Raw genomic sequence first — 23,687 nt, forward strand, 5'->3', positions numbered from 1 at the left:
GGAACTCCCCGGCGGATCTGGACGTCTGGTGGGGAAAGGGGTTCTTACGGGTCCTACGGGTTCTACGGGTGCGGGGGTGCCGGGATGCGGATCACACTGGCTGAAGAGGTCATGTTGCTGTCGCTGGACGACGAGTCCGGGTCGGTCAAGCAGCGGCAGTCGGTGAACTGGGCGGTGGCGGGCGCGCTCCTGCTCGAACTGGTCCTCGCGGAGCGGGTGCGGGTCTCGGGCAAGCACCTGGAGCTGGTGGACGCCCCGCCCACCGGGGAGGAACTGCTCGACGGCCGGATCGAGTCGATACGGGCCTGGATGCGCGGCCGCGCCAGGCGCCGGGTGTCCGAATGGCTGACGAAGGACCAGGCCAAGGCCGTCGGCCCGGTCGTGGAGCGGCTGGTCGGGCGCGGGGTGGTCGTGGAGGAGCGGCGCAAGGCCCTCGGGGTGTTCCCGGTGCGCCGCTATCCGGAGGCCGACGGGGCGGCGGAGCGCGAACTGCGCGAGCGGCTCGCCTCCGCGGTCTCCAAGGGCGCCGAGCCGGACGAGCGGACGGCGGGCCTCATCACGGTGATCCACGCCGCCGGCCTGCACGGCCTGGCCTTCCCGGGGATCCCGCGCAAGGAGATCACCGCACGCACGGCGGAGATAGCCGACGGGCAGTGGGCGGCCGAGAGCATCCGCACCGCGATCCGCGACATGCGGCTGGCGATGGCCGCGATCACCGTGGCGACGGCGGCGACGGTGACGAGCTAGGACGTCTGGGTGGGGTAGTCGTACGAGGCCACGTGCGGGAGGGCCCGGGTGAGTTCGGGCCGCCAGGCGCGCAGGACCGCCACGGACGGCGCGTAGAGGGCCGCCGGGAACTCGGCCGGGGCGAACCAGGACCAGCGGGCGATCTTGTGGGGCTCGGTGACCGTGGCCGTGCCCGCGGCCGACGAGGTGACGGCCGCGGCCGTCAGCTGGGTCCGGCCGGAGTCGGCGGCGAGCAGGACCGACACGATCCGGATCTCCTCGGGGGCGGCCCGCAGCGCGGTCTCCTCGGCCAGTTCGCGGGCGGCGGCCTGTTCGAAGCCCTCCCCGGGGTCGACCTTGCCGCCGGGCAGCTCCCAGCGCCCGTCGTGCGCCTGGCCGAGCAGTACCCGGCCGTCGGGGCCGACCACGACCACGCCGACGCCGACGACGGCGTGCGGGCGGGGGACGGCGCGCCCGCCCGGCGCGCCGGGGTCGTGGGGTTCGGTCCGCCCGGCGGGTTCTGTACTCATGTGCGTCCTTCGGTGGATCGGGGTGCTGGGGCGGCGTGCGGTGCGGCCCGGCTGCGACCTTACGTCCCCGAGTGCCGTGCGGGTTTCGGCCCGGCGTCGGCCGCGCAGGCTTCACGCGGTCCGATCGTCGTACGGCGCATCGGTTCCGGGCGACGGTGCCCCAGGCGAACCAGCCGCACGTGCTGCTCGGCGCCACGCGTTCCGGGCTGCGCGATCCGGCCGTGTTCGAGGCCGCCGCGCGGGCCTTCCCGCCGGGGGCGGCCTGGCTGGGACTGGGCGCCGAACCGCTGTCCGGGGTACTGGCCACGGCCGGCCTGGACAACCGCTGGAGTGCCCCGGTCGACGAGCGGGTTCGTGCCCGTCGGAGACGCCGTCACCCACACCAACCCGACGCTCGGGCAGGGCACTTCGCTCACCCTGTGGACCGCGCGCAGGGTGGCCCGTACGGCTCACCAGGACCCGGGATCGGTACGGTTCGCCGCCGAATACCACGCCTGGGCGGCGCGCACCCTCAAGCCCTGGTTCGACTTCCAGGTGGTCGCGGACGGGGCCGTCGGGGAACGGTTCGCGACCCGCGCCGGGCGCACGGGGACGGCCCGCGAGGGTCCGGCACCTGGTCGATCCGCCGGAGCGGACGTACGCCGACCCGCAGATCCGCGCGCGGGTGTCGCGCTGGCTGGCGGCGCGGCCCGACTACACGCCGAACTCCGCCGGCCCGAGCCGGGCGGAATGGGAGGAGCCGACATCCGGCGGACGGCCGGTGGCCGGGCGGCCGCCCGCGGATCAGTTGGTGGACCCCAGCACCTCGCCGAGGTCGTAGCCGACGACCTCCTCCAACTGGGCGTACGTACAGCTCCGCGGCTCCCGGTCCGGCCGCATGCGGCGGAACTGCGCGGTGTGTCGGAAGCGGTCGCCCTCCATGTGGTCGTAGGCCACCTCGCAGACCTGCTCGGGGCGCAACGGCACCCAGGACAGGTCCTTCTTCCCGGTCCAGCGGCTCTGCGCCCCTGGCAGCCGGGCGCTCTCGTGGGCGGCCTCCTCGGCCCAGGCGGCCCACGGGTGACCTGCGGGGTCGGGCATCCGGAGCGGTTCGAGCTCGTCGATCAGCTCGGCTCGGCGCTTCATCGGGAAGGCGGCGCAGACGCCCACGTGCTGGAGGGTGCCGTGGGCGTCGTACAGCCCCAGGAGCAGCGATCCGACAATCGGACCGCTCTTGTGGAAACGGAAACCCGCGATGACGGCGTCGGCCGTACGCTCGTGCTTGATCTTGAACATGAGGCGGGCATCGGGCCGGTAGGGGAGATCGAGGGGTTTGGCGACGACCCCGTCGAGCCCGGCGCCCTCGAATCGTTCGAACCACTCCCGTGCGAGCGCGGGGTCGGTGGTTGCGGGCGCGAGGTGGACGGGGGGCCTAGCGGTGGAGAGCATGCGGGTCAGCGCGGTACGGCGGTCGGCGAGCGGGGTCTCGAGGAGCGCCTCGTCGCCCAGCGCGAGGAGGTCGAAGGCCACGAACGAGGCGGGGGTCGTCTCGGCGAGCAGTTTCACCCGGGAGGCGGCGGGATGGATCCGCTCGCTGAGCCGGTCGAAATCGAGCCGCCCGCCCTGGATGACGACGATCTCTCCGTCGACGACGCACCGGTCGGGCAGATTGGCCTTCAAGGCCGCGGCCAGCTCGGGAAAGTACCTGGTCAGGCTCTTGCCGGTGCGGCTGCCGAGCTCGATCTCGTCCCCGTCCCGGTGGACGATCGCGCGGAAGCCGTCCCACTTGGCCTCGTACTGCATGCCCGGTGGGATCGTGGACACGGATTTGGCGAGCATCGGCTTCACGGGTGGCATGACCGGCAGATCCATGTCTCCGATTCTGGGGTGGTACGCCCGGGCCCGCTCGGTGTGCGGGTCCGCGCGGGTCCGCCTACCGTGGCGCACATGGGTGCAGCGGGCAAAGCGATCGAGCTGGAGGCGGGCGGCCGGGCCGTCAGGCTGTCCAGCCCGGACAAGGTGTACTTCCCCGAGCGCGGCCTCACCAAGGGGGACGTGGCCGCCTACTACCTCGCGGTCGCGGACGGGATCACCCGCGCCCTGCGCAACCGGCCCACGACCCTGGAGCGGTTCCCGGACGGGGTGGAGGGCGAGTCCTTCTTCCAGAAGCGGGCTCCGAAGAACCTGCCCGACTGGATCCCCACCGCCCACATCGCCTTCCCGAGCGGACGCACCGCCGACGAGATCTGCCCGACCGAGCCGGCCGCCGTCCTGTGGGCCGCCAACCTGGGCTGCCTCACCTTCCACCCCTGGCCGGTCCGGCGGGAGGACACCGACCGTCCCGACGAGCTGCGCATCGACCTGGACCCGCAGCCGGGCACCGACTACCACCACGCGGTCGCGGTCGCCCACGAACTGCGCGTTCTGCTGGAGGAGTTGGGCCTGCGCGGCTGGCCCAAGACCTCGGGCGGCCGCGGCCTGCACGTCTTCGTGCCGATCGCGCCGCGCTGGACCTTCACCGAGGTCCGCAGGTGTGCCATCGCGATCGGCCGGGACCTGGAGCGCCGGATGCCAGGGAAGGTCACCACCGCCTGGTGGAAGGAGGAGCGCGGCGAGCGGATCTTCGTCGACTACAACCAGACGGCGCGCGACCGCACCATCGCCTCGGCCTACTCCATCCGCCCGCGCCCGCACGCCCCGGTCTCCGCACCGCTGCGCTGGGACGAGCTGGACGAGGCGGAGCCGCGCGACTTCGACATCGTGACGATGCCGGCCCGCTTCGCGGAACTGGGCGATCTGCACGCCGACATGGACGAGCACGCCTTCGCCCTGGATGCCGCGCTGGAACTGGCCGACCGTCACGAACGGGACCACGGTCTCGGCGATATGCCGTACCCCCCGGACTACCCGAAGATGCCGGGCGAGCCCAAGCGGGTCCAGCCGAGCCGCGCGAAGCACGAGGACTGACGCGCCGGCCTCTCCGTTCCGCGGGGCATGGGGAACTCCTGCCGTGCCGTGCCGTGTCCTTGGTGCGAGCGAGGGCGGGCAGCGCATTCTCTCTCAATAAAAACACGAACGATCGTGCTAATATCTCCTCATCATCCTGACCCGCCAGCTCTGTCTGGCCACTCTGAGGAGATCCGGAGAACCGGGCATGCACCCCATGGCTTCACTCCTGAGCACGACCCTCAACATCACCGCCCGGGTCGCCCCGGGCCCGGTCGGGCGGGTGGCGTTCGCGCTGTTCGTGCGGCCGCTCGGCCGCCCGAAGGTGAAGCCGGGCGAAGCGGAGGTCATGGCCCGGGCCGTGACCGGCCGGCTCGTCGTGGACGGGATATCCGTGACCACGTACCGCTGGGGCGACGGCGACCGGCCGGTTCTCATCGTGCACGGCTGGACCTCGCGCGCCTCGCGCTTCGCCGGCTTCGTCGAAGCGCTGCTGGCCGAGGGCCGGACCGTGGTCTCCTTCGACGCACCCGGTCACGGCGAGTCCGGCGGCCGGGCCACCACCATCCTCCGGCAGCGCGAGATCATCCGCCGACTGCACGCGCGGTACGGGGAGTTCTCGGGCGTCCTGGCCCACTCCTTCGGGGTGATCTCCACCTTCTTCGCGCTGCGGGACGGGATCCGGGCCGACCGGATCGCCGGGATCGGCGCCATCGCCGACTTCGACTTCCTCACGGAGAGGTTCCGCGCGATGCTGGGCGTGAACCAGGCCGTCGAAGACGCCATGCGGCGCCACATCCAGCGGCGGCTCTTCCCTGCCGAGCCCGACATCTGGCCCCGCTTCGACGCGTGCCGCCACCCCGAGGAGATCCCCTCGCGGATCCTGCTCGTGCACGACGCCGACGATGACACCGCGGCCCCCGGCCAGTCCCGCGCCCTCGCGGCGGCCTACGGGGAGCGGGCCCGCCTGATCGAGACGAGCGGGCTCGGCCACCGCCGCATCCTCCTCGACCCACACGTCATCGCGACCACCGTCGAGTTCCTGAACGAAACCCCGTCGCAGACCTGTGCGGCGAGTCCGACCGAGCCCGCGGGAGCGACCAGATGACCTCCATCCACCCCGAACCCAGCGCGCCCGCACCCGTCTCGGAACCCGCGCCCGCGCCGGCGAGCGTCCCGGGGAAAGGAGCAGAGGGCGGCCCCGGGGCCGGGCGGGTGCTCGCGCTGGCCAGTGCCGTCACCTTCCTCGCCTTCCTCGACGCCACGGTCGTCAACGTCGCCTTTCCCGACCTGCGCCGGGCCTTCCCCGAGGTGTCGCTGGCCCGCCTGACCTGGGTCGTCAGCGCCTACGCCGTACTGTTCGCCGCCCTGCTCGCCGCGGCCGGCCGGCTCGCGGACACCCTGGGCCGCCGGGCCCTCTTCCTCGGCTCGACCCTCGCCTTCACCCTGACCTCGCTCGCCGCCAGCGCGGCCCCCACCGCCGAACTGCTCATCCTGGCCCGCGCCTTCCAGGGAGCGGCCGCCGCCGGGATGATCCCCGCCGCGCTGGGCCTCGTACTGGCCCACACCCCGCCCGCCCGCCGGGCCGCCGCCCTCGGCGCCTGGTCGGCGGCGGGCGGGCTGGCCGCCGCCGTCGGCCCGAGCATCGGCGGACTGCTCGTCGAGTGGTGGGACTGGCGCGCGATCTTCCTCATCAACGTCCCGCTCGGCCTGGCCGTCGCCTGGGCCGCCGCCCGCGTCATCCCCCGGGAGCCCCGCACCGGACGCCGGCTCCCCGACCCCGTCGGTACGACGGCCCTCGCCCTCGGCATCGGGGGAGTGGTGGCCGGGCTCTCCCAGGGCGCGGAGTGGGGCTGGACCGACCCGAAGGTGCTCGTCCTGGTCATCGGCGGCGCCCTGGCGGGCGCCTTGGCGCTGCGCCGCTCGCGCAGCCATCCCGCCCCGGCCGTCGACCGGGACCTGTGGCGCGACCCGCTGTTCGCCCGCGCCAACATAGGCGCCCTGCTCTTCGGCGCCGCCATGTACGCGTGGCTGCTGAGCGGCCCGTCCTACCTCATCGAGCGCTGGAACTACTCGGTCCTGCAAGCGGGCTTCGGCGTCACACCGGGCGCCCTCTTCGCCGTGGCCGGTGCGCTCGTCGTCGGCCGCCGGGTCCCCGCCCGCCTCCAAGGGGCCGCCGTCACCGTCGGATCGCTGCTCTTCGCCGCCAACGCCCTGCTGCTGTGGGGCTGGGCCGGGGAGTCCACCTCGTACGCCCAGATCTTCCTGCCCGCAGGCCTCCTCGGCGGCCTCGGCATCGGCGTCGTGGTGACCGCCCTGTCCACGACGGCCTCGGCCGGCCTCCCGCCGCAGCGCTTCGCGGCCGGTACCGGCCTGCTGATGACGGCCCGGCAGCTCGGCGGGGCGCTCGGCGTCGCCGGCGCGGCGGCCCTGCTCACCGGGGGCGGCCCGGGGGACCAATGGCGCGGGGTCTTCCTGTTGACCGCGTTCGCCGCGCTGGGCGCGGCGGTCGCGGGCGCCTCGATGCGGCTCAGCGGTCCGGCGAAGCCGGCGCGGCCGGGAGACTGACGACGGGGGCGTCGCCGGCGGAGAAACCGGCGACGGGGAACGCGAGTACGGGCGGCCGCTCCGGGAGTTCCTCCGGGGCGGCCGTCGCCGCGCGCAGCCGGGCGAGGATGCCCCGCGCGGCCCGGTCGTAGGCCGTGGTGTCCTCGTGCAGCACGGAGTGCGCGTTGGACAGCTCCATCATCGCCATGATCTCGAAGGCGAGCTGTTTCACGTCCTCGACGTCGGACCCGGCCGACTCGGCGAACCCGCCCGCCAGCCGGGCTTCGTCGAGCAGCCGTTCCATGTACCGCGTCCAGTCGCCGCGGATCTTGGCGATCTCGTCGTGGACGGGCCCGGGGCGCGAATCGAACTCGGCGGAGGCGGAGTAGAAGAAGCAGCCGCCGGGGAAGACCCGGCGGCCGGAGTAGCCGAGCCAGCTCTCGCACAGCCGCCACACCTTGGCGAGGCCGGCGGGCTCGTCCCGTACGGGCCGCACGACCTGCTCGACGAAGACGGCCCGGGCGGCCTGCACGGTGGCGAGCTGCAACTCCTCCTTGGAGCCGAAGAGGGCGAACACGCCGCTCTTGCTCAGCCCCAGGTCCGTGGCGATCTTCCCCAGTGACAGCCCCTCCAGGCCGTCCACCGAGGCGGTGCTCATCGTCCGTTCCAGGACGGCCCGCCGCGTCTGGTTCCCGCGTTCCACGCGTCCGTCTGCCATGCCGCCATGGTACCGAATTCACCGCACGCACGGTCGTTCACTCTGAGCTGTTGATCAGGCGTTGATCGGACGTCCATCGCCCCCGGACAGGCTCTGCGGCATGTCGATGAACACCACCGATACCTATACCGCCACTGCCACCGCCACCCCGGCCTGGTACGAGCTCGCCCTCTGCGCCCAGACGGGCCCGGGCTTCTTCTTCCCGGAGCCCGGCTCCTCACTGCGCGACGCGAAGCGGCTGTGCGGTGCCTGCGAGGGCCGCAAGCCCTGCCTGGACTACGCCCTGGCCAACGACGAACGCTTCGGCGTCTGGGGCGGCCTCTCCGAAGCCGAGCGCCAGGCCCTGCGCCGCCGCCCCTGACCGCCCGGCGACCGTGCCGGGCGGCCCCGGCCGGGCGGCCCCCGACCTGCTGGCGGTGTCACCCCAGCAGTTCCAGGATCCGCGAGGTCCCGGTGCCACCCGGCGGCGCGGGCGGCCGGGCGCCGGGATCGGCGAAGGCGATCGTGTGGACGACGGCCTCCAGGATGGCCGTGTACGCATCGGCGTGCTCGGTGGCAGCGCTGGTGAGGTCGAGCAGGAGCAGGTGGCGTCCGTCCGGATACGCCGTGACGGCCCTGGCCTGGAACAGCCCCCGGTCGATGCCAGGGACGGGGAAGACCCCGGAGACCAGGGCGCACGGGAGGCCCGAGGCCAGGTCCAGGAACCGGCGCGCCGAGCCGCTCGCGGGCGCGGACCGGGCGAGGGCCAGCGCCATCCGTGCCACCCCGGCCGCTGCGCCGGCCCCGGCACCGGCGTCTTCGGCGGGCCGGACGGCGAGGGAGAACAGCGAGGTGGAGACGGTCTCCGGGCCCTCGGGGTGCAGGCCGACCGCGGTGTGGACCAGGCGCTGTCCGGGCTGACCGGCCAGTTCGTCGAGGCAGTCCATCAGCCGGGCGAGCTGCGACCCCGCCCCGGCACCGGCATCCGCACCGGCATGCGCACCGTCGGCGAAGCCGCCCAGGGCCCCCAGGACTGCGGCGACCTCCTCCAGGTCGCCCCGGTCCCCGGGGCCGATGTCGTGGAACCCGGGCGGCAGCCGGAACCAGAACGGTGGGACGGAGGGGTGCGTCACGGTTGCACCAGCGTCCAGAGGCGGGCCGACCTCGCGACCGTGGACGGACCGTCCTCCACGGCGATACGGGTGCCGTCGACCACCGTGGAACCGCGGTCGACGGATTCGTCGTCGCCGGTGTAGTCGGCGGCCGCCGTCGCCGCTCCGGTGCCGGCCACGGCCACCCCCACCCGCTCCCTGACCTCCGGTGTCGACGACCGCAGGGCCCACGCGGCCAGCGGGCTCTCCACCTTCCGCAGCTCGTCGGCCGTGTGCCACGTCGTACGGGCGAACGCGCCCGCGCCCGGCGAGACGCCCGCCAGGGCGCCGGCCTCGGGGACCGCCATGGCCGCGCGGGCGGCGAGCGTACCGGCCCTGGCGCCCGAGGCGACCGCGGCCACGCCCGGGACGGCGCCGAGGCCGTCGCCGAGCAGCGTCACGCTGTTCTTCCAGAACGCGGCGTCGAACTTGCCCCGGGTGAAACCCTCGGTCAGCGGCCGCCGGAAGCCCGGGTCCGCGAGGTGCGCGGTCAGGGCGGCCAGCGAGAGCCCGCCCGCGACCAGCATGACCGCCATCCCGGCCGGCGGGAAGAAGAGGGCGACGGCCGCACCGGCCGCTCCCAGAATGGCCGCGGCGTTCGAGAGGGCGTCCGCGGGATCGTTGACGATCTTGTTCCAGACCGACTCCAGCACCCCGGGCTCCTTCGGAGCCAGCCGCTCCGCCGTCGCGGTCAGCGTGTCCGCCACCCGGCGGGCCGCGGCCGAGTGTTCCGAGGCCAGTTCGCGGGCCAGGCGGCGGGCATCGGTGAGGGCCTCGTCGGTGGTGGCCGCGGCGGCCTGGGACGCGTAGCGGGCGGCCAGGGTGCGGTGGGCGGCCAGGGTGTCGTGCCAGCCGGTCAGCCGGCGCGCCGCCTCCGCCAGGGAGGTGTGGGCCGCGTGGAGGTGCCGGGGGAGCTCCCGCGACAGCGAGGCGCGGAAGGCGGTGGCGGCCTCGCCCTGCCAGGCCGAGCTGTGGGAGACCAGGGCGTCGACGACGCGGGAGGTCTCCGCGAGGCAGTCGGCCGAGGAGCGGAGCTTCTTCGCCAGGGCCCGGACCGCGTCCGGGTTCCCCGGGGCAGGGTCGAAGCCGAGCGCGGGGGAGGCGGTCGCGGGGGAGCCGGCCGCCGGGGAGTCAGCCACGGGCGGGCGCCGCCTGCCGGAAGGCCGCGCGGATGGCCTCGTCGAGCTCCGCGTACTCGGCGGCGCTGCGGCGCACACCCGCGCGTACGGCCTTGATCCGCCCGGCGAGCTCCTTGGTGCCGTGGCCCCATCTCTCCTGGAAGCCGTCGCACGCCGCGTCGAGGTCCGCCGTGCCCAACTGGTCGGCCCGGACGTGGTCCAGCTCCCGCCGGGCCTCGCGCAGCGCGGCCAGCGAGGTGTCCAGGGCGTTGGTGAGGCGGGCCAGTTGGTCGATCTCGACCTGGAGCGGCGTCATGGCGGTCATGACGCGAAACCCTGGCAGAGCGGGGCTCTGCCAGGGCAATCGTCGTCACCCGCCCGAGCGAGCGGAAACCGGTCAGGTCAGCGGACCCATGGCCAGCCGACCCATGGCCGGACGACTCAAGGCCGGACTCAGGCCTTGCGGGCCGCGATGCGCGCCGCGCGGGCGGCGAGGCGCTCGTCGAACTTGCGGGCCTCGGAGTCCAGGCCGTTCATGAAGAGGCCGAGCTCCTCCTGGGCCTTCTGCCCGTCGGGGCCGAGGCCGTCGATGTCCATGATCTTCAGGAAGCGGATCACGGGGCTCAGCACGTCGTCGTGGTGGATCCGCAGGTTGTAGACCCCGCCGATCGCCATCTGCGCGGCCATCCGCTCGAAGCCGGGCATGCCGTGTCCGGGCATCCGGAAGTCGACCACGACGTCCCGTACGGCCTGCATCGTCAGGTCCGGGGCGATCTCGAAGGCCGCACCCAGCAGGTTGCGGTAGAAGATCATGTGCAGGTTCTCGTCCTGCGCGATGCGGGCCAGCATGCGGTCGCAGACCGGGTCACCGGACTGGTGGCCGGTGTTGCGGTGCGAGATGCGGGTCGCGAGCTCCTGGAAGGCCACGTACGCCACGGAGTGCAGCATCGAGTGGCGGTTGTCGGACTCGAACCCCTCCGACATGTGCTGCATCCGGAATGCTTCCAGCTTGTCCGGGTCCACGGCGCGCGAGGCCAGCAGGTAGTCGCGCATCACGATGCCGTGGCGGCCCTCCTCGGCGGTCCAGCGGTGCACCCAGGTGCCCCAGGCGCCGTTGCGGCCGAAAAGCGAGGCGATCTCGTGGTGGTAGCTGGGGAGGTTGTCCTCGGTCAGCAGGTTCACGACGAGCGCGATCTTGCCGATCTCGGTGACCTTGGACTGCGCCGGGTCCCAGGCTTCGCCGTCCTCGAAGAAACCGGGGAAGTTCCGGCCGTCGCTCCACGGGACGTACTCGTGGGGCATCCAGTCTTTGGTGACTGTCAGATGGCGGTTGAGTTCCTTCTCGACCACCTCTTCCAGCGCGAACAGCAGCTTGGCGTCGGTCCACGCCTCCGAGCTGCCGAGGTGGGGAGAGGTGATCGTCACGGGTACTCCTGAGTGCAAAGCGAATTACCTACGGTTCCGTAGCCTACGGAGTCGTAGGTTAAGCGCGACATCAAGACCAGCCAAGCCCCAGAGGCGACTCTGTCCGGTTACGTCCCGTTATCTGTGCAGTTTGAAGGGGGGGTGTGGCGTGGCCCGAAGGGACCAAAGTCACGCGAGTAGGTGGTCCGCGGCTCCCGCCTTGACGGCTGAGATCAGCGCACGGAGCGCCTCGATGGAGTCGGTGACGTAGGCGGTCGAGTCGGTGGTTCCGATGTACGCCTTCCCCTCGGCGTCCCGCCCGAAGCGGAAACAGTTCGCCCCCTCGCTGCAGAATGCCTCGTCCCACGCGATGCCGGCCGTCGCCGACGGGGTCGCTGGGGTGGTCGCGGTCGTGGTCGTCGTGCCCATGTCGTTCTCTCGTCTCCTCGTCGGATCCGGTCAGGTGGTCAGTCAGCCGGTCGGCCGGTCGGTCCGGTCAGAGGGTCTGTGCGATGGCGCGGATGAAATCGCGGGAGTCGCGGGCCGGCAGTGCCAGGGAGCGCAGCCGCTCCAGCAGGCCCCGGTAGCGGAGCAGCTTCATCTGCGAATCGAGCAACATCGAGCCGTGCGAACTGTCCAGCTGCACGGTGTCCAGCTCGCTGATCCTGGCGGCCGCGTACGTGAAGGACTGGCCGGCGCCGGGGAACCCGCCGGCGGTGAACGGAATCACGCGCACGGTCGTACGCGCCCGCTCAGACTGCTCCAGTATGTGTTCGAGCTGCGCCCGCGCCACTTTCGGACCGCCGAACTGCATGCGGAGTGCCGCCTCGTGCACGACCGCCTCGTACAACGGCGGTGCCTCGCGGGCGAACACCTGCTGGCGGTGCATCCGCAGGGCGAGCCGGGCCTGCAGGTCGGGCTCGGGCAGCGGGGGGTCGGCGGTGTCGAAGACGGCTCGCGCGTGCGCCTCGGTCTGCAGCAGCCCGGGTATGTGCGTGGTCACGGCGGTGTGCAACTCGACGGAGTGGTGCTCCAGTTCGCAGATGTCCAGGAGTCCGGGCGGCAGCATCCCCCGGTGCTGCTCCCACCACCCCTTGTCGCGCTCCTGGGTCATCGAGGCGAGCAGGTCGACCAGCCCCGTGTCGGGGCAGTCGTAGTTGAAGGCGAGGGTGCGGACACGCTCGGCGCTGATCGCGATCCGGCCGGATTCGATGTTGGGGATCCGGGTGCGGTCCACCCCCATGAGTGCCGCGGCCTGCTGCACCGTCATGCCCGACTGCTCGCGGAGTTTGCGCAGCTCGGAGCCCAGGCGCTGCTGGCGTGCGGTCGGCGTACTCCTGGGTGGCACAGGGTCCCCTCTCCTCCGGCCGGGGCATGCGGGAGCGCCCGCACGAGTCCGGAAATGCCATGAGAAAACATCAAGTCGTCGTACAAGTAGTAGCACTGTGCACCACGTTGCGCTACGGTCGGTAGCGCAAGTCTCACACGGGGCGACCTTCGGCTCTTGTATGACCACACGGCATCCACGCATTCAGTACCTCAGAACCTTGGAGCAGCACGATGACGGGCACTCTCCGTGGCCTGCGGTCGGTCCACGAGTTCCGGCAGGCCCCGCCAGGGGCGGAGAAACTGAGCTACTCCATAGGCCTGCCGGGCGGCGCCCACTGTGCGGGCAGCGCCCGCGGCGCCCTGCGGTCCCTCCTCGTCCGGCACGGACTGCCCGACCTGTGTGACAACGCGGCCCTCGCCGCCTCCGAACTCGTGGCCTGCGCCTACCGGTTCACGCCCGACAAGGAGATGGTGCTCAAAGTCCGCTGGCAGTTCGACGCGCTGCGGATCGTCGTCTTCGACCAGCACCCCGCGCACTCCTCGCCCGCGGCGAGCGAGGAGTGCCGCATCCGGCGCAGCCGCGGGATGTGGCTGCTGTCGGCGGTGGTCGAGGCCTGCGGCGGGGACTGGGGGCTCACCCCGGTGCTCACCCCGATGGGCGGCACCAAGTCCTGGGCATTACTGCCCCTGTCGCGTTAGCGCTCTCTCATCACCTGTTCCCGTCATTCGTGCCACAGCGACCGGCGGACCTCCTCGGCCGTCGTCGGCCGCAGCCCGTCGTCGAGCAGCAGCCACCGCGTGATGCCGATCGACTCCAGGAACGGCACGTCATGGCTCGCCACCACGAGCGCCCCCTCGTAGGAATCCAGGGCGTCGGTCAACTGCCGTACGCTCGCCAGGTCCAGGTTGTTCGTCGGCTCGTCCAGCATGAGCAACTGCGGGGCGGGTTCCGCGAGCAGCAGCGCCGCCAGTGTCGCCCGGAACCGCTCGCCGCCCGACAGCGTGCCGGCCGGCCGGTCCGCCCGCGCTCCCCGGAACAGGAAGTGCGCGAGCCGCGCCCGGATCAGGTTGTTCGTCGCGTGCGGGGCGAAGCGCGCCACGTTCTCCACGACCGAGCGCTCGTCGTCCAGTACGTCGAGCCGCTGCGGCAGGAACCGGGCCGGGACGTGGGCCGCCGAATCGCCCGACCGCGGGGCCAGTTCCCCGGCGATCGTGCGCAGCAGCGTGGTCTTGCCCGAGCCGTTGGCCCCCACCAGCGCGATCCGCTCCGGACCGCGCAGCTCCCACTCGCCCGCGATCGCGGCGCCGTGGACGGGGTGCAACCCGCTCAGGGTGAGCACACGGCGGCCCGGCGGGACCTGGGTGGCGGGCAGTTTGATGCGGATCTCGGCGTCGTCGCGAACCGCCAGCGCCGCCTGGTCGAGGCGTTCCTCGGCCTCCGCCAGCTTTTCGGTGTGCATGATGCGGTGCTTGCCCGCCGACTCCTGCGCCGCGCGCTTGCGGGCACCCATGACGATCTTCGGCTCACGCTTGGTCTCGAACATCTTCTGGCCGTAGCGCTTGCGCCGGGCCAGTTTGGCCTGTGCCTGCGCCAGTTCGCGCTTCTGCCGCTGTACGTCGCCCTCCGCGACCCGGACCATTCGCTCGGCCGCCTCCTGCTCGGCCGCGAGCATCTCCTCGTAGCCCGTGAAGTTTCCGCCGTACCAGCGGAGTTCTCCGTCGCGCAGGTCGGCGATCTGGTCGACCCGGTCGAGCAGCTCCCGGTCGTGGCTGACCAGGAGCATCACCCCGGACCAGGATTCGACGGCCGCGTACAGCCGGCGTCGGGCCCGCAGATCGAGGTTGTTGGTGGGCTCGTCCAGCAGCAGGACGTCCGGACGGCTCAGCAGCAGGGCGGCCAGCCGGAGCAGCACGCATTCCCCGCCCGACAGTTCGCCGGTGGTGCGGTCCAGCCCGATCCGGCCGAGCCCGAGCTGGTCGAGGGTGGCGAGGGCCCGCTCCTCCACGTCCCAGTCGTCGCCGACCGCCGCGAAGTTCGCCTCGGTCGCCTCGCCCGCCTCGATGGCGTGCAGGGCGGCCCGGGCGGTGTGGACTCCGAGCGCCTCGTCCACCCGTAGGGAGGTGTCGAAGGTGACGGTCTGCGAAAGCTGGCCGACGGTGCCGGCTACGGCCAACTGGCCTTCACTCGGGGTGAGTTCCCCCGCGATGAGTTTCAGCAGGGTGGACTTCCCGCAGCCGTTGCGCCCGATCAGGCCGGTGCGGCCGGGGCCGACGGCCAAGTGGAACCCGTCGAAGACGGGTGTTCCGTCGGGCCAGTCGAAGGACAGGTCGGAGCAGGTGACGAAGGTGGGAGCAGGACTCATGGAGGCCTCCAGGTTGCGTGAGTGGTGAGTGCAACGCGGGGAGACAGCGGACCGCGGGTGAGGGCGGTGGTCGGTGTCTCGGACCTCAGAGAAGCAACGTCCTGCTCCGTTTCGACGGCGATGGGGCGTCTACGAAGCTACGGGGCGGCCGGAGCGGCGGGCAAACGAATTAAGCGAGGCGGAGCGACCGGACCCGGGGGACGGGACCGGAGCGGGCGCGAAGGGGTCAGCAGGATCCGCGCATCAGATCGGCGAGGCTCTGGTCCATGTCGAGGTACAGGTGCTCCAGGCCGGGCGGCACGATCGTCGAGGCCCGCTCCAGGAAGCGGTGCAGCTCGGCCGTCACCATCAGGACGATCGCGACCCCCTCGGGGGCGTGGAACTCCACGGTGGTCCGGTCGGCGTCGTACGGGCGCACGCGGACGTCTCCGCAGCCGGACGGGCGGTCCAGGCCGGACTCCAGCAGCTCCCGCGAGAACGTCCACGAGACCTCGATGCCCTCCAGGGTGGCGGGCGCGGGGAAGGCCATCCGGACGGCGAAGGGATCCGACCGGTCGTAGCAGAGCGTGACGGGTACGGTGTCGACCTTCGGCGCGGTGGCGACCAGTCGGGCCTGCACGGCCTGCTCGATGACAGTGATCAAGGCTCGCTCCCTTGCGGCGGATCTCGTGCCGGACCGCGGGGTGGGGGCCCGGCAACGGGATAGACGCGTGATGCGGCGAATCCGTGCACGCGACGTGGAGTGAGCTGTGTCACCGAGTGGCCTGAACATGCCTGTGTGATCGCACAGGGTGACGGGTGGCGTGGGCCTCCCGGACCCGTCCGCGGGCTCCGGAGCGGCCGCAGTACGGCCGGTTCCCGCTCACTCCACAGGCCCAAAGGGACTCCGGAGCGGACCTCCGGACCGATCCGCGTCCCGCTAGAGGGCCGGGGTGTCCCGTACCGTCGCCAGGTCCGCCGACGTCTTCGTCGCGATGAACTCGGTGATGCGGTAGGCGCAGACTCCCGCCGTCGTGAAGGGGTCCTCGGACGCGATCTTCTCGATCTCCGCACGGGAGACTCCGCCGGCCAGGATCACACCCCCGTCGCGCGGGACCTTGCGGCCCGAGGCGAGGAAGATGCCGGCGGCGTAGTAGCCGTCCAGCCAGGCGATGTGCGCGTCCATCTCTTCTTCGACGGCTTCGACGGGCGCGGTGTAGGTGAGCTCCATGACGAACATGATCGCCAGGCTACTCTCGCACCACTATGACGAGTGCGAAGATCCCCGCCGACGAGGCCGGGGCCAAGGCGGTACAGGACGAACTGCGCGGCCGGGTCGTCCTGACCGAAAGCGGACCCCCGCCCGGCGAAGGGCTGATCGCGGGGGTGGACGTGGCCTACGACGACGAGCGCGACCTGGTGGCCGCCGCGGCCGTCGTCCTCGACGCCGCGACCCTGCGGGTCGTCGAGGAGGCCACCTCCGTCGGCCGCGTCAGCTTCCCCTACGTGCCGGGACTGCTCGCCTTCCGCGAGCTGCCGACCGTGCTCGCCGCGCTGGAGGCGCTGACCGTCACGCCCGGTCTGGTCGTCTGCGACGGCTACGGGCTGGCCCACCCGCGCCGCTTCGGGCTCGCCTGCCACCTCGGGGTGGTCAGCGGGCTGCCGGCCATCGGCGTCGCGAAGAACCCCTTCACCTTCACCTACGAGGAACCGGGCGCCCGGCGCGGGGACCTCTCCCCGCTCCGCGCACCCGACGGCGAGGTCGTCGGTCGGGCGCTGCGCACGCAGGACGGGATCAAGCCCGTGTACGTGTCGGTGGGCCACCGGGTGTCCCTGGACAACGCCTGCGCGCACGCCCTGGCGCTGAGCCCCCGCTTCCGGATCCCGGAGACCACCCGGCACGCCGACTCGCTGTGCCGGCGGGCCCTGCGCGAAGCCACCGCATAGGGCCCGACCGAGCCTGCGGCCGGGCCGCAGGCTCACCCGCAGGCTCAGTCGGAGGCCGCCACCCGGAAGCGGATGCCCGCCTTCTGGAGCCGGTCCAGCAGGGCGTCGCCCATCGCCACGGCGGTGGTCAACTGGCCGGAGAGCTCGGGCAGGGCGTCGTAGGCGAGGCAGAGCGCGGACTCCGCCAGCATCTTCGCGGTCTCCCCGTACCCCGGGTCGCCGCCCGAGACCTCGGTGAAGACCCGGCGGCCGCCGCCCTCGCCCACGAACCGCACGCTGAACCAGCTCCGCGCCCGCCGCTCCGCGTCCGGGCCCTGGCCCGGCTCCCAGCGGTCCGCGAGCCATCGGCGCACCGGCGGGATCTGCGCGAGGGCGGCCACCCCGCCGACCGCGGCCGTACCGCCCACCGCGACGGGCAGGTGCCGTACGGAGGCGTAGTGCCGGTAGCGGAAGTCCGGGCCGTACCGCTCCAGCGCGGCGGCCGAGCGGGCCACCACCTGGACGTCCAGGACGGGCAGCGGCAGGGCCCAGGTGCCCGTCTCCCGGCTGAAGCGCGGCGCACCGACGGGCACCCGCACCCGCCGCCCCAGCAGCCGGGGCTCGTGCATCCGGCGCGCGCGGGCGGCGGCCAGGTTCTGCGGTCCGCGGCCCAGCGCGGTGAGCACCGTGGTGAAGGTGCCGCCCGAGAAGAGGGCGTTGGAGCGCAGGAACGCGTCCACGGTCAGCGGGACCCCGGCCGGCAGCTGTCCGACCGTGAAATACGCCCCGAGGTCGGCCGGGATGGAGTCGAAGCCGCAGGCGTGCACGATCCGGGCGCCGCTCTCGCGGGCCCGCGCGTCGTGCTCGACGTACATCCGGTCCACGAACTCCGGCTCGCCGGTCAGGTCCAGGTAGTCGGTGCCCGCCTCGGCGCAGGCGGCCACCAGCGGGGCCCCGTACCAGACGTACGGACCCACGGTCGTGGCCAGCACCCGGGTGGAGGCGGCCAGTTCGCGCGTCGCCGCGACGTCCTGGGCGTCCGCGCGCAGCAGCGGCAGGTCCGCACAGCGCGGGTCGAGGGCGGTCAGCCGCTCGCGCAGCCGCTCCAGCTTCGCGAGGTCGCGCCCGGCGAGGGCCCAACGGCAGTCCGCGGGGGCGTGCGCCGCGAGGTACTCGGCGGTCAGCGCCCCCACGAACCCGGTCGCGCCGAAGAGCACGAGGTCGTACTCCCGTTCCGCGGTGCGCGGTTCGTGCCGGACAGCTGCGTTCATCGGGAGCCTCCCAGACGGTGTCGGTGGTGGCTGAGGCTAGCGGGTGGCCGCCGTACGACGGACAGCGCCCCGGGTGCGGCCTGCGAGGGCCGTTCCCGGGGCGCTGTACGGGCGGCCGGGCGGGTGCTCGGCCTCTTGGGTCAGTCCTCCTGGTACAGGCCGAAGACGTCGAGGATGAGGTCGATGTCTCCGTCGCTCTGGTTCCAGAAGTTGACGATGCCGGTCTCGCCGGTGCTCGTCTGAACCAGGTTCGGGACGGTCTTGCCGGGCGTCCAGTTCAGGGTCGAGGAGGTGGGCGCCACGGGCTCGCCCGTGCTCGGTTCGGGTCCGACCGAGAGGAAGCCGCTGTCCTTGGTGTTGGTCACCGTGGCGTTCAGTACGAAGCCCGTGACGCCGTAACCCGGTGCGGACAGCGGAGCGTGGATGTAGTCGCGGCCGGCCAGGGGGCCGTACACGTCGTCATCGGGGTCACGGGTGTCGACGAAACGCGCCGGCTCTTCGAAGGGCAGGTAGGAGCCCTTGCTCTGCGGGCTGTAGTAGCCGACGACGTCGACGATGACGTCGGCCGGGTTCCAGCCGCCGTTGCGGATGCTGATCCTGCCGTCGGGGCCGACCGGGACGATCACCGAGTTGGCGATGGTCTGGCCCGTCGTGAAGTTCACGTTGGACGCGGTCGGCACCTGCTGCCCGCTCGGGAAGACGGTCAGGTGGCCGTCGCTCCTCGGGTTGGTGACCGTGACGTTGAGGGCCACGGCGGTGACCCCGGAGGCGGGCACCTGGCGGAGGCCGGTGATCTGGGTGCTGAAGATCGCGTAGCCGGGGACCTGGCCCTTGGGGGCGCCGAGGGCTATGCGGCTGTCGACGAAGCGGGCCGGGGCCAGCGGGGTGTAGCCGCTGGAGGCGGACTGGGTGAAGTAGCCGGTGACGTCGGCGATCAGGTCGACCGATTCCCAGCCGCCGTTGTAGAGGTCGACGTAGCCGTTGGCGCCGACGGGCACGATGACCAGGTTCGGGACGCTCTGGCCGGGTGCGAAGTTGACGTTCGACGTGGTCGGACGCGTGGTGCCGTCGGCGAAGGCGGTGATGTGGCCGCCGCTCGTGGTGTTCGTGACGGTGACGTTGAGGACCACGGCGGTCACGCCGGCGGGAATGGTGCCGTTGCCGCCGATCTTCACCCGCGCGGAGGTGTACGGGGCGACCTTGTGCGCGATCGCACCGGTGCCGTTACGGGTGTCCAGCAGGCGGGTCGGGCCGTACGGGGTGTAGTCCGAGCCCGCGGTCGTGACGGACAGCTGGTTGGAGGCCACCACGTTGTTGGTGCTGTCCGTCACGGTCACCTTGACCGTGTACGTGCCGAGCTCGGTGTAGGTGTGCTGCTCGGTCAGGGTCTGGCTGCCAGAGGCGTGGACGACCGTCGAGTGCGTGTCGCCGTAGTCGATGACGACGGTGAGCGGCGTGGCCTCGCTGGTGATCTCGCTCTTGAGCTCGATCGCGTGCGCGCTGAGGGGGGTCGCGGTCAGTCCCACCTTGAGGCCCTGGTTGCCCTCGGCGGTCGCGGACAGCGTCGTGGCCGTCGGCGCGCTCTTGGCGGCCGGGGCGGTCCGCAGGGTCGACTGCCCGGCGGGGCTCGTGGACTTGGGCGCGTCCTCCAGGACGTCCTGGGCCAGGTCCGGAGTGCTGATGCCCTGGGCGCCGCCGTTGGCCGGCCCGGCCGCCTGAGCCATGCCCGGTACGAGGGAAATGCCCGCTGCGAAAACGGCTGCGGATGCAGCGAGTCGGCGATATGACACCGAGCCTCCGAAATGTCAGTGAGCCCCTGGTCAGGGGCTGAAAGAGCGCTCAGGCTACAGAGCCCGCCGACCGGCCTGGGAGGGGGGTCCTTCCGTTGCCGTCCTGTTGCCTTCCGCTGGCCGTCCGTTGCCGGGAGGGCGACGGACAGCGCCCCGAGAGCGGCCTGGACGGCCGTTCCCGGGGCGCTGTGTGCGGTGGCTGGGTTCAGCCGCATTCACCGCTCACCGGCGGATTAGTCGTCCTCGTAGTCGCCGAAGATGTCCACGATGACGTCGATGTTGCGGTCGCTCTCGTTGAAGACGTCGACGATGCCGTGGTAGCCGGTGCTCGCCTGGACCAGGTTCGGGACGGTCTTGCCCGGAGTGAAGTTCAGGGTCGAGGAGCTGGGCGAGTCCGGCGCGCTGTCGTAGTCGCCGTCGTACGCCTCCTTCGAGTTCGGGTCCGGTGCGACGGCGAGGAAGCCGACGTCCTTGGGGTTGGTCACCGTGGTGTTCATGACGAAGGCCTTGGTGCCCGGGTACTTCGTGCTGAGCCTCATGGGGATGTAGTGGCGGCCCGGCAGCGGGCCCCACTTCCATTCGCGGGTGTCCAGCCAGCGGAACGGCTGGAACGGTACGTACGCGGCCTGGCTGGCGGGGCTGTAGTAGCCGACGACGTCGACGATGACGTCGGTGCCCTTCCAGCCGCCGTTGCGGATGTTGATCCTGCCGTCGGCGCCGATGGGGACGATCACCGAGTTGGCGACGGTCTGGCCGCCGCGGAAGTTCAGGTTGGAGGCCGTCGGAGCCGTCGTGGAACCCGGGTAGACGGTCAGGTGGCCGGCGTCCTTCGGGTTGGTGACGGTCACGTTGAGGGCGACGGCGGTGGCCCCGGCGGGGACGCTGCCGACACCCGAGATCGCGGTGCCGAACCCGGTGTAGCCCGCGACCTGTCCCTTGCGGGTGCCGAGCCCGGTACGGGTGTCGACGAAGCGCTCAGGGGTGATCGCGGTGTAGCCGCTGGCGGCGGACTGGGTGAAGTAGCCGGTGACGTCGGCGATCAGGTCGACCGTCCCCCAGCCGCTGTTGTAGAGCTCCACGTAGCCGTCGGCGCCGATCGGCACGACGACCAGGTTCGGGACCGTCTGGCCGGGCTCGAAGTTGAGGTTCGAGGTCGTCGGGCGGGTGGTGCCCGCGGCGAAGGCGGTGATGTGGCCGGCGTGGGTTGCGTTGGTGACGGTGACGTTGAGGACCGCCGTGGTCGCACCGGCGGGGATCTTGCCGACGCCTCCGACCTTCACGCGCGCCGAGGCGTCCCGGCCGACCTTGCCCTTCGGGGCGCCCGTGCCGTCACGGGTGTCGAGCAGCCGGGTCGGGGCGTGCGGGGTGAACTCGGAGCCCATCGTCGTGATCGAGACCGTGTTCGTGACCGAGGTGCCGGCGGCGGTGTCCTCGACCTTGACGGTGATGAGGTAGGTACCCACCTCGGTGTAGGTGTGCAGTCGGCGCTCAAGCCCGGCACCGGTGGCGCCGTAGGTTTCCTGCCAGCTGTTGTCGCCCCAGTCGATGGTGACCTGGAGGGACTGGTCGGCCGCGGCCGTGAGCTCGGCCGCCAGCTCGATCCCGTGGGCGCTGGTGTGCGCGGCCGTCAGCCCGACCTTGTACGCCGGGTCGGCGGCGGTCTGCGCCTGCGGGGCGCCGGCGGCCTTGGGCGTGCCGGCAGCCGGGGCCGCGGACTTGGTGGTGCGCTCGGCCGGGCTGGTGAAGGTCCTGGTGGGCCGCACCTCGCTCAGGTCCTGGTCGGGCAGCGCGACCCCGTGGGCCGTGCCCTTGCCCGTCGCGGGGTCGGCCGCCTGGGCCAGCCCCGGTATGAGAGAAATGCCTGCCGCGAGGATGGTCGCGGATGCTACGAGTCGGCGATGAGACACCGAGCCCCCCCTGTCGTGTGTGTGCCGGCCCTTGAGCAGGGCCGGAGAACCCGCCGGTCTGACCCGCGGGTGGTCGCACGCGGGGCCCTCCCTGGCCCGGCGTGCGGTGGGTGGTGCCCCGGGGAGCGGCCTGGACGGCCGCGCCGCGGGGCACCGTGATCCATTGTGGTGCACGGATGGCGGCCTCGTGGGGCGGCCTCCCGTGCCTACCGGTGGATCAGTTGTCCATGTAGACGCCGAACATGTCGATGATGAGGTCGATGTTGGCGTCGCTCCAGTTGAAGAAGTCGATGACACCGGTGTTGCCGCGGCCGGCCTGGACCAGGTTCGGGACGGTCTTGTTCGCGGTGAAGTTCAGGTTCGAGGACGTCGGGATCGGCACCTCGACGTCGGTTTCGTTCCTGTAGTCCTCGCTGGTGTTCGGGTCCGGAGCGACCGCGAGGAAGCCGGCGCCCTTGGCGTTGGTCACCGTGGTGTTCAGGACGAAGCCCGTGATGTTCTGGTTGACTTCGCCGTATCCGCGCGCGATGTACCGGCGGCCGGGCAGCGGCTTCGTCTTGCGGGTGTCCTCCAGTCGCTGCGGCGCGAAGGAGGGCACGTACGCGCTGGAGCTGTTGGGGCTGTAGTAGCCGACGACGTCGACGATCACGTCGGCCGGGTTCCAGCCGCCGTTGCGGATGCTGATCTTGCCGTCGGCGCCGAGGGGGACGATCACCGAGTTGGCGATGGTCTGGCCGGAGCTGAAGTTCAGGTTGGACGCGGTCGGTGCGGCCTTCCCGGTGGGGAAGACGGTGAGGTGGCCGTCGCTCCTCGGGTTGGTGACCGTCACGTTGAGCGCCACGGCCTCGGCCCCGGTGGGGACGCCGGGGTTGCCCGCCATCTTCGTGCTGAAGGTCCCGTAGCCGGGGACCTGGCCCTTGCCGGTGCCGAGACCGATGCGGGTGTCGACGAACCGGGTCGGGGTGACCGAGGTGTAGCCGCTGGAGGCGGACCGGGTGAAGTAGCCGGTGATGTCGGCGATCAGGTCGACCGATTCCCAGCCGCCGTTGTAGAGGTCGACGTAGCCGTTGGCGCCGACCGGCACGATGACCAGGTTGGGGACCGTCTGGCCGGGCTCGTAGTTGAGGTTCGAGGTGGTCGGACGGGTGGTGCCCGCGGCGAAGGCGGTGACGTGGCCGCCGCTCTTGGTGTTGGTGACGGTGACGTTGAGGGCCACCGCGGTGACGCCGGCGGGGATGGTGCCGTAGCCGCCGACCTTCACCCGCGCGGAGGCGTACGGGGCGACCTTGGCCGCCTTCGGCGCGCCCGTGCCGTCACGGGTGTCCAGCAGCCGGGTCGGGGAGTACGGGGTGAAGTCCGAGCCCTTGGTGGTGATGGTGAGGGAGTTCTCCTCCGAGAGCTGGTTGGCCGTGTCGGTCACCTTGACCTTGACCGTGTACGTGCCGACCTCGGCATACACGTGCCTGGCCTGCACCGATGCGGTGCCGTTGGCGTAGGCCGTCTCCGAGGTCTGGTCGCCCCAGTCGATGCTGAGCGTGAGCGTGGTGTTCACGCTCGTGACGTCCATGGACAGCTCCAGGGAGTGGGCGTTGGACGCGAGGCCGTGCAGGGCGACCGCGAGCTCGGGGTTCGGGTCGGAGGCGGCCAGTGTGGACGCCACCTTGCCGTTGCCGGCGGCCGGGACCTGGACCGAGCGGTCGGCCGGGCTGTCGAACGTGGTGGTCTCGGCCGCGATGGCCGAGTCCAGGTCGGGCTTGGATATCCCCTGGAGTTTGCCCGCCGGCGCGGGGTCGGCCGCCTGGGCCAGCCCCGGTACGAGAGAAATGCCTGCCGCGAGGATGGTCGCGGATGCTACGAGTCGGCGATGAGACACCGAGCCCCCCCCCAAATGTCTGTGCGCCCTGGAACAGGGCTGAAAGCCCGCTCAGACTACAGAAGCACCGGGCCGTGGATCACCCGGGTTTATCTGTTTGCGTTTGCATGGATTGGGCCCCGCGGTCCGATTCCTCCGGCCCCTTCGCGGC

23 protein-coding genes are annotated in these 23,687 nt (G+C 72.0%); 7 read left to right on the top strand and 16 right to left on the bottom strand.

Translation table 11 applies throughout. The features are described 5' to 3' along the window. Positions 1-84: 84 nt before the first annotated feature. Positions 85-747 (top strand): GOLPH3/VPS74 family protein, encoded by a 663-nt coding sequence (locus tag AC061S_RS30915; protein WP_478689180.1) that lies wholly within the window; start codon positions 85-87, stop codon positions 745-747. Here AC061S_RS30915 and AC061S_RS30920 read toward each other — a convergent pair. Beyond that, a complete protein-coding gene (locus AC061S_RS30920; protein WP_478689181.1) occupies positions 744-1,256 on the bottom strand; it encodes a nucleotide triphosphate diphosphatase NUDT15 in 513 nt (170 codons plus the stop codon). The genes AC061S_RS30915 and AC061S_RS30920 overlap by 4 nt on opposite strands. Before the next feature lie 783 nt (positions 1,257-2,039). Then, on the bottom strand, positions 2,040-3,107 hold the full coding sequence (locus tag AC061S_RS30925; RefSeq protein WP_478689182.1) for an ATP-dependent DNA ligase: 1,068 nt from the start codon (positions 3,105-3,107) through the stop codon (positions 2,040-2,042). A 75-nt stretch (positions 3,108-3,182) separates the two neighbouring features. Here AC061S_RS30925 and ligD point away from each other — a divergent pair, with 75 nt between their 5' ends. From ligD to AC061S_RS30940, 3 genes are all read left to right on the top strand, one after another. Next, positions 3,183-4,202 (top strand): non-homologous end-joining DNA ligase, encoded by a 1,020-nt coding sequence (gene ligD / locus AC061S_RS30930; RefSeq protein WP_478689183.1) that lies wholly within the window; start codon positions 3,183-3,185, stop codon positions 4,200-4,202. Positions 4,203-4,398: 196 nt separating this feature from the next. Next, a complete protein-coding gene (locus AC061S_RS30935) occupies positions 4,399-5,289 on the top strand; it encodes an alpha/beta hydrolase (RefSeq protein ID WP_478689184.1) in 891 nt (296 codons plus the stop codon). Beyond that, positions 5,286-6,749, top strand: coding sequence for an MFS transporter (locus tag AC061S_RS30940; RefSeq protein WP_478689185.1), 1,464 nt, complete (start codon positions 5,286-5,288; stop codon positions 6,747-6,749). Before AC061S_RS30935 ends, AC061S_RS30940 begins: the two co-directional genes overlap by 4 nt. On the opposite strand, the gene AC061S_RS30945 is transcribed toward AC061S_RS30940, so the two are convergent. Further along, complete coding sequence (locus tag AC061S_RS30945) at positions 6,712-7,446, bottom strand: TetR/AcrR family transcriptional regulator (RefSeq protein ID WP_478689186.1); 735 nt, start codon at positions 7,444-7,446, stop codon at positions 6,712-6,714. The genes AC061S_RS30940 and AC061S_RS30945 overlap by 38 nt on opposite strands. Before the next feature lie 100 nt (positions 7,447-7,546). On the opposite strand from AC061S_RS30945, the gene AC061S_RS30950 reads away from it, so the two are divergent. Next, positions 7,547-7,807 carry a WhiB family transcriptional regulator gene (locus AC061S_RS30950; protein ID WP_478689187.1) on the top strand — a complete coding sequence of 87 codons (261 nt, stop codon included), beginning with the start codon at positions 7,547-7,549 and terminating at the stop codon, positions 7,805-7,807. Positions 7,808-7,865: 58 nt separating this feature from the next. On the opposite strand, the gene AC061S_RS30955 is transcribed toward AC061S_RS30950, so the two are convergent. The 6 genes from AC061S_RS30955 to AC061S_RS30980 form a co-directional block, all read right to left on the bottom strand. Continuing rightward, complete coding sequence (locus AC061S_RS30955) at positions 7,866-8,558, bottom strand: hypothetical protein (RefSeq protein ID WP_478689188.1); 693 nt, start codon at positions 8,556-8,558, stop codon at positions 7,866-7,868. Then, positions 8,555-9,715, bottom strand: a complete 1,161-nt coding sequence (locus AC061S_RS30960) for a hypothetical protein (protein WP_478689189.1) — start codon at positions 9,713-9,715, stop codon at positions 8,555-8,557. Before AC061S_RS30960 ends, AC061S_RS30955 begins: the two co-directional genes overlap by 4 nt. Next, positions 9,708-10,019, bottom strand: a complete 312-nt coding sequence (locus AC061S_RS30965; protein WP_478689190.1) for a hypothetical protein — start codon at positions 10,017-10,019, stop codon at positions 9,708-9,710. The genes AC061S_RS30960 and AC061S_RS30965 overlap by 8 nt, the downstream gene beginning before the upstream one ends. Before the next feature lie 128 nt (positions 10,020-10,147). After that, on the bottom strand, positions 10,148-11,119 hold the full coding sequence (locus AC061S_RS30970; RefSeq protein ID WP_478689191.1) for an acyl-ACP desaturase: 972 nt from the start codon (positions 11,117-11,119) through the stop codon (positions 10,148-10,150). 168 nt (positions 11,120-11,287) lie between these two features. After that, positions 11,288-11,527: a hypothetical protein gene (locus AC061S_RS30975; protein WP_478689192.1), complete on the bottom strand. Its 240-nt coding sequence runs from the start codon at positions 11,525-11,527 to the stop codon at positions 11,288-11,290. 67 nt (positions 11,528-11,594) lie between these two features. Further along, positions 11,595-12,446 carry a helix-turn-helix domain-containing protein gene (locus AC061S_RS30980; RefSeq protein WP_478689193.1) on the bottom strand — a complete coding sequence of 284 codons (852 nt, stop codon included), beginning with the start codon at positions 12,444-12,446 and terminating at the stop codon, positions 11,595-11,597. A gap of 212 nt (positions 12,447-12,658) precedes the next feature. On the opposite strand from AC061S_RS30980, the gene AC061S_RS30985 reads away from it, so the two are divergent. Then, a complete protein-coding gene (locus AC061S_RS30985; RefSeq protein ID WP_478689194.1) occupies positions 12,659-13,126 on the top strand; it encodes an ATP-binding protein in 468 nt (155 codons plus the stop codon). 23 nt (positions 13,127-13,149) lie between these two features. Here the strand turns inward: AC061S_RS30985 and AC061S_RS30990 are convergent, their stop codons facing one another. The 3 genes from AC061S_RS30990 to AC061S_RS31000 form a co-directional block, all read right to left on the bottom strand. Beyond that, complete coding sequence (locus AC061S_RS30990; RefSeq protein ID WP_478689195.1) at positions 13,150-14,790, bottom strand: ABC-F family ATP-binding cassette domain-containing protein; 1,641 nt, start codon at positions 14,788-14,790, stop codon at positions 13,150-13,152. Positions 14,791-15,016: 226 nt separating this feature from the next. Continuing rightward, entirely contained in the window at positions 15,017-15,433 is a 417-nt protein-coding gene (ssgD, locus tag AC061S_RS30995) for a spore wall synthesis regulator SsgD (RefSeq protein ID WP_478689196.1), read from the bottom strand. A 276-nt stretch (positions 15,434-15,709) separates the two neighbouring features. Next, on the bottom strand, positions 15,710-16,009 hold the full coding sequence (locus tag AC061S_RS31000) for a YciI family protein (RefSeq protein ID WP_478689197.1): 300 nt from the start codon (positions 16,007-16,009) through the stop codon (positions 15,710-15,712). A 26-nt stretch (positions 16,010-16,035) separates the two neighbouring features. Here AC061S_RS31000 and AC061S_RS31005 point away from each other — a divergent pair, with 26 nt between their 5' ends. Then, a complete protein-coding gene (locus AC061S_RS31005) occupies positions 16,036-16,716 on the top strand; it encodes an endonuclease V (RefSeq protein WP_478689198.1) in 681 nt (226 codons plus the stop codon). 44 nt (positions 16,717-16,760) lie between these two features. Here AC061S_RS31005 and AC061S_RS31010 read toward each other — a convergent pair whose 3' ends face one another. The 4 genes from AC061S_RS31010 to AC061S_RS31025 form a co-directional block, all read right to left on the bottom strand. Continuing rightward, positions 16,761-17,966: a saccharopine dehydrogenase family protein gene (locus AC061S_RS31010; protein WP_478689199.1), complete on the bottom strand. Its 1,206-nt coding sequence runs from the start codon at positions 17,964-17,966 to the stop codon at positions 16,761-16,763. A 140-nt stretch (positions 17,967-18,106) separates the two neighbouring features. Continuing rightward, positions 18,107-19,690: a hypothetical protein gene (locus AC061S_RS31015; protein ID WP_478689200.1), complete on the bottom strand. Its 1,584-nt coding sequence runs from the start codon at positions 19,688-19,690 to the stop codon at positions 18,107-18,109. 299 nt (positions 19,691-19,989) lie between these two features. Continuing rightward, positions 19,990-21,663, bottom strand: a complete 1,674-nt coding sequence (locus tag AC061S_RS31020) for a hypothetical protein (protein ID WP_478689201.1) — start codon at positions 21,661-21,663, stop codon at positions 19,990-19,992. 217 nt (positions 21,664-21,880) lie between these two features. Beyond that, positions 21,881-23,536: a hypothetical protein gene (locus tag AC061S_RS31025; RefSeq protein ID WP_478689202.1), complete on the bottom strand. Its 1,656-nt coding sequence runs from the start codon at positions 23,534-23,536 to the stop codon at positions 21,881-21,883. Between the last annotated feature and the right edge of the window lie 151 nt (positions 23,537-23,687).

The organism is Streptomyces sp. CA189 (assembly GCF_056428985.1).

Excerpts from the sequence above, each read along its gene's own strand:
- AC061S_RS30975 (WP_478689192.1), bottom strand. The coding sequence starts at position 11,527 with ATGGGCACGACGACCACGACCGCGACCACCCCAGCGACCCCGTCGGCG.
- AC061S_RS30945 (WP_478689186.1), bottom strand. The coding sequence starts at position 7,446 with ATGGCAGACGGACGCGTGGAACGCGGGAACCAGACGCGGCGGGCCGTC.
- AC061S_RS30935 (WP_478689184.1), top strand. The coding sequence starts at position 4,399 with ATGGCTTCACTCCTGAGCACGACCCTCAACATCACCGCCCGGGTCGCC.
- AC061S_RS30950 (WP_478689187.1), top strand. The coding sequence starts at position 7,547 with ATGTCGATGAACACCACCGATACCTATACCGCCACTGCCACCGCCACC.
- AC061S_RS30990 (WP_478689195.1), bottom strand. The coding sequence starts at position 14,790 with ATGAGTCCTGCTCCCACCTTCGTCACCTGCTCCGACCTGTCCTTCGAC.
- AC061S_RS30965 (WP_478689190.1), bottom strand. The coding sequence starts at position 10,019 with ATGACCGCCATGACGCCGCTCCAGGTCGAGATCGACCAACTGGCCCGC.
- AC061S_RS31010 (WP_478689199.1), bottom strand. The coding sequence starts at position 17,966 with ATGAACGCAGCTGTCCGGCACGAACCGCGCACCGCGGAACGGGAGTAC.
- ligD (WP_478689183.1), top strand. The coding sequence starts at position 3,183 with ATGGGTGCAGCGGGCAAAGCGATCGAGCTGGAGGCGGGCGGCCGGGCC.
- AC061S_RS30920 (WP_478689181.1), bottom strand. The coding sequence starts at position 1,256 with ATGAGTACAGAACCCGCCGGGCGGACCGAACCCCACGACCCCGGCGCG.
- AC061S_RS30940 (WP_478689185.1), top strand. The coding sequence starts at position 5,286 with ATGACCTCCATCCACCCCGAACCCAGCGCGCCCGCACCCGTCTCGGAA.
- AC061S_RS31005 (WP_478689198.1), top strand. The coding sequence starts at position 16,036 with ATGACGAGTGCGAAGATCCCCGCCGACGAGGCCGGGGCCAAGGCGGTA.
- AC061S_RS30925 (WP_478689182.1), bottom strand. The coding sequence starts at position 3,107 with ATGGATCTGCCGGTCATGCCACCCGTGAAGCCGATGCTCGCCAAATCC.
- AC061S_RS31000 (WP_478689197.1), bottom strand. The coding sequence starts at position 16,009 with ATGTTCGTCATGGAGCTCACCTACACCGCGCCCGTCGAAGCCGTCGAA.
- AC061S_RS31015 (WP_478689200.1), bottom strand. The coding sequence starts at position 19,690 with ATGGCTCAGGCGGCCGGGCCGGCCAACGGCGGCGCCCAGGGCATCAGC.
- AC061S_RS30985 (WP_478689194.1), top strand. The coding sequence starts at position 12,659 with ATGACGGGCACTCTCCGTGGCCTGCGGTCGGTCCACGAGTTCCGGCAG.
- AC061S_RS30915 (WP_478689180.1), top strand. The coding sequence starts at position 85 with ATGCGGATCACACTGGCTGAAGAGGTCATGTTGCTGTCGCTGGACGAC.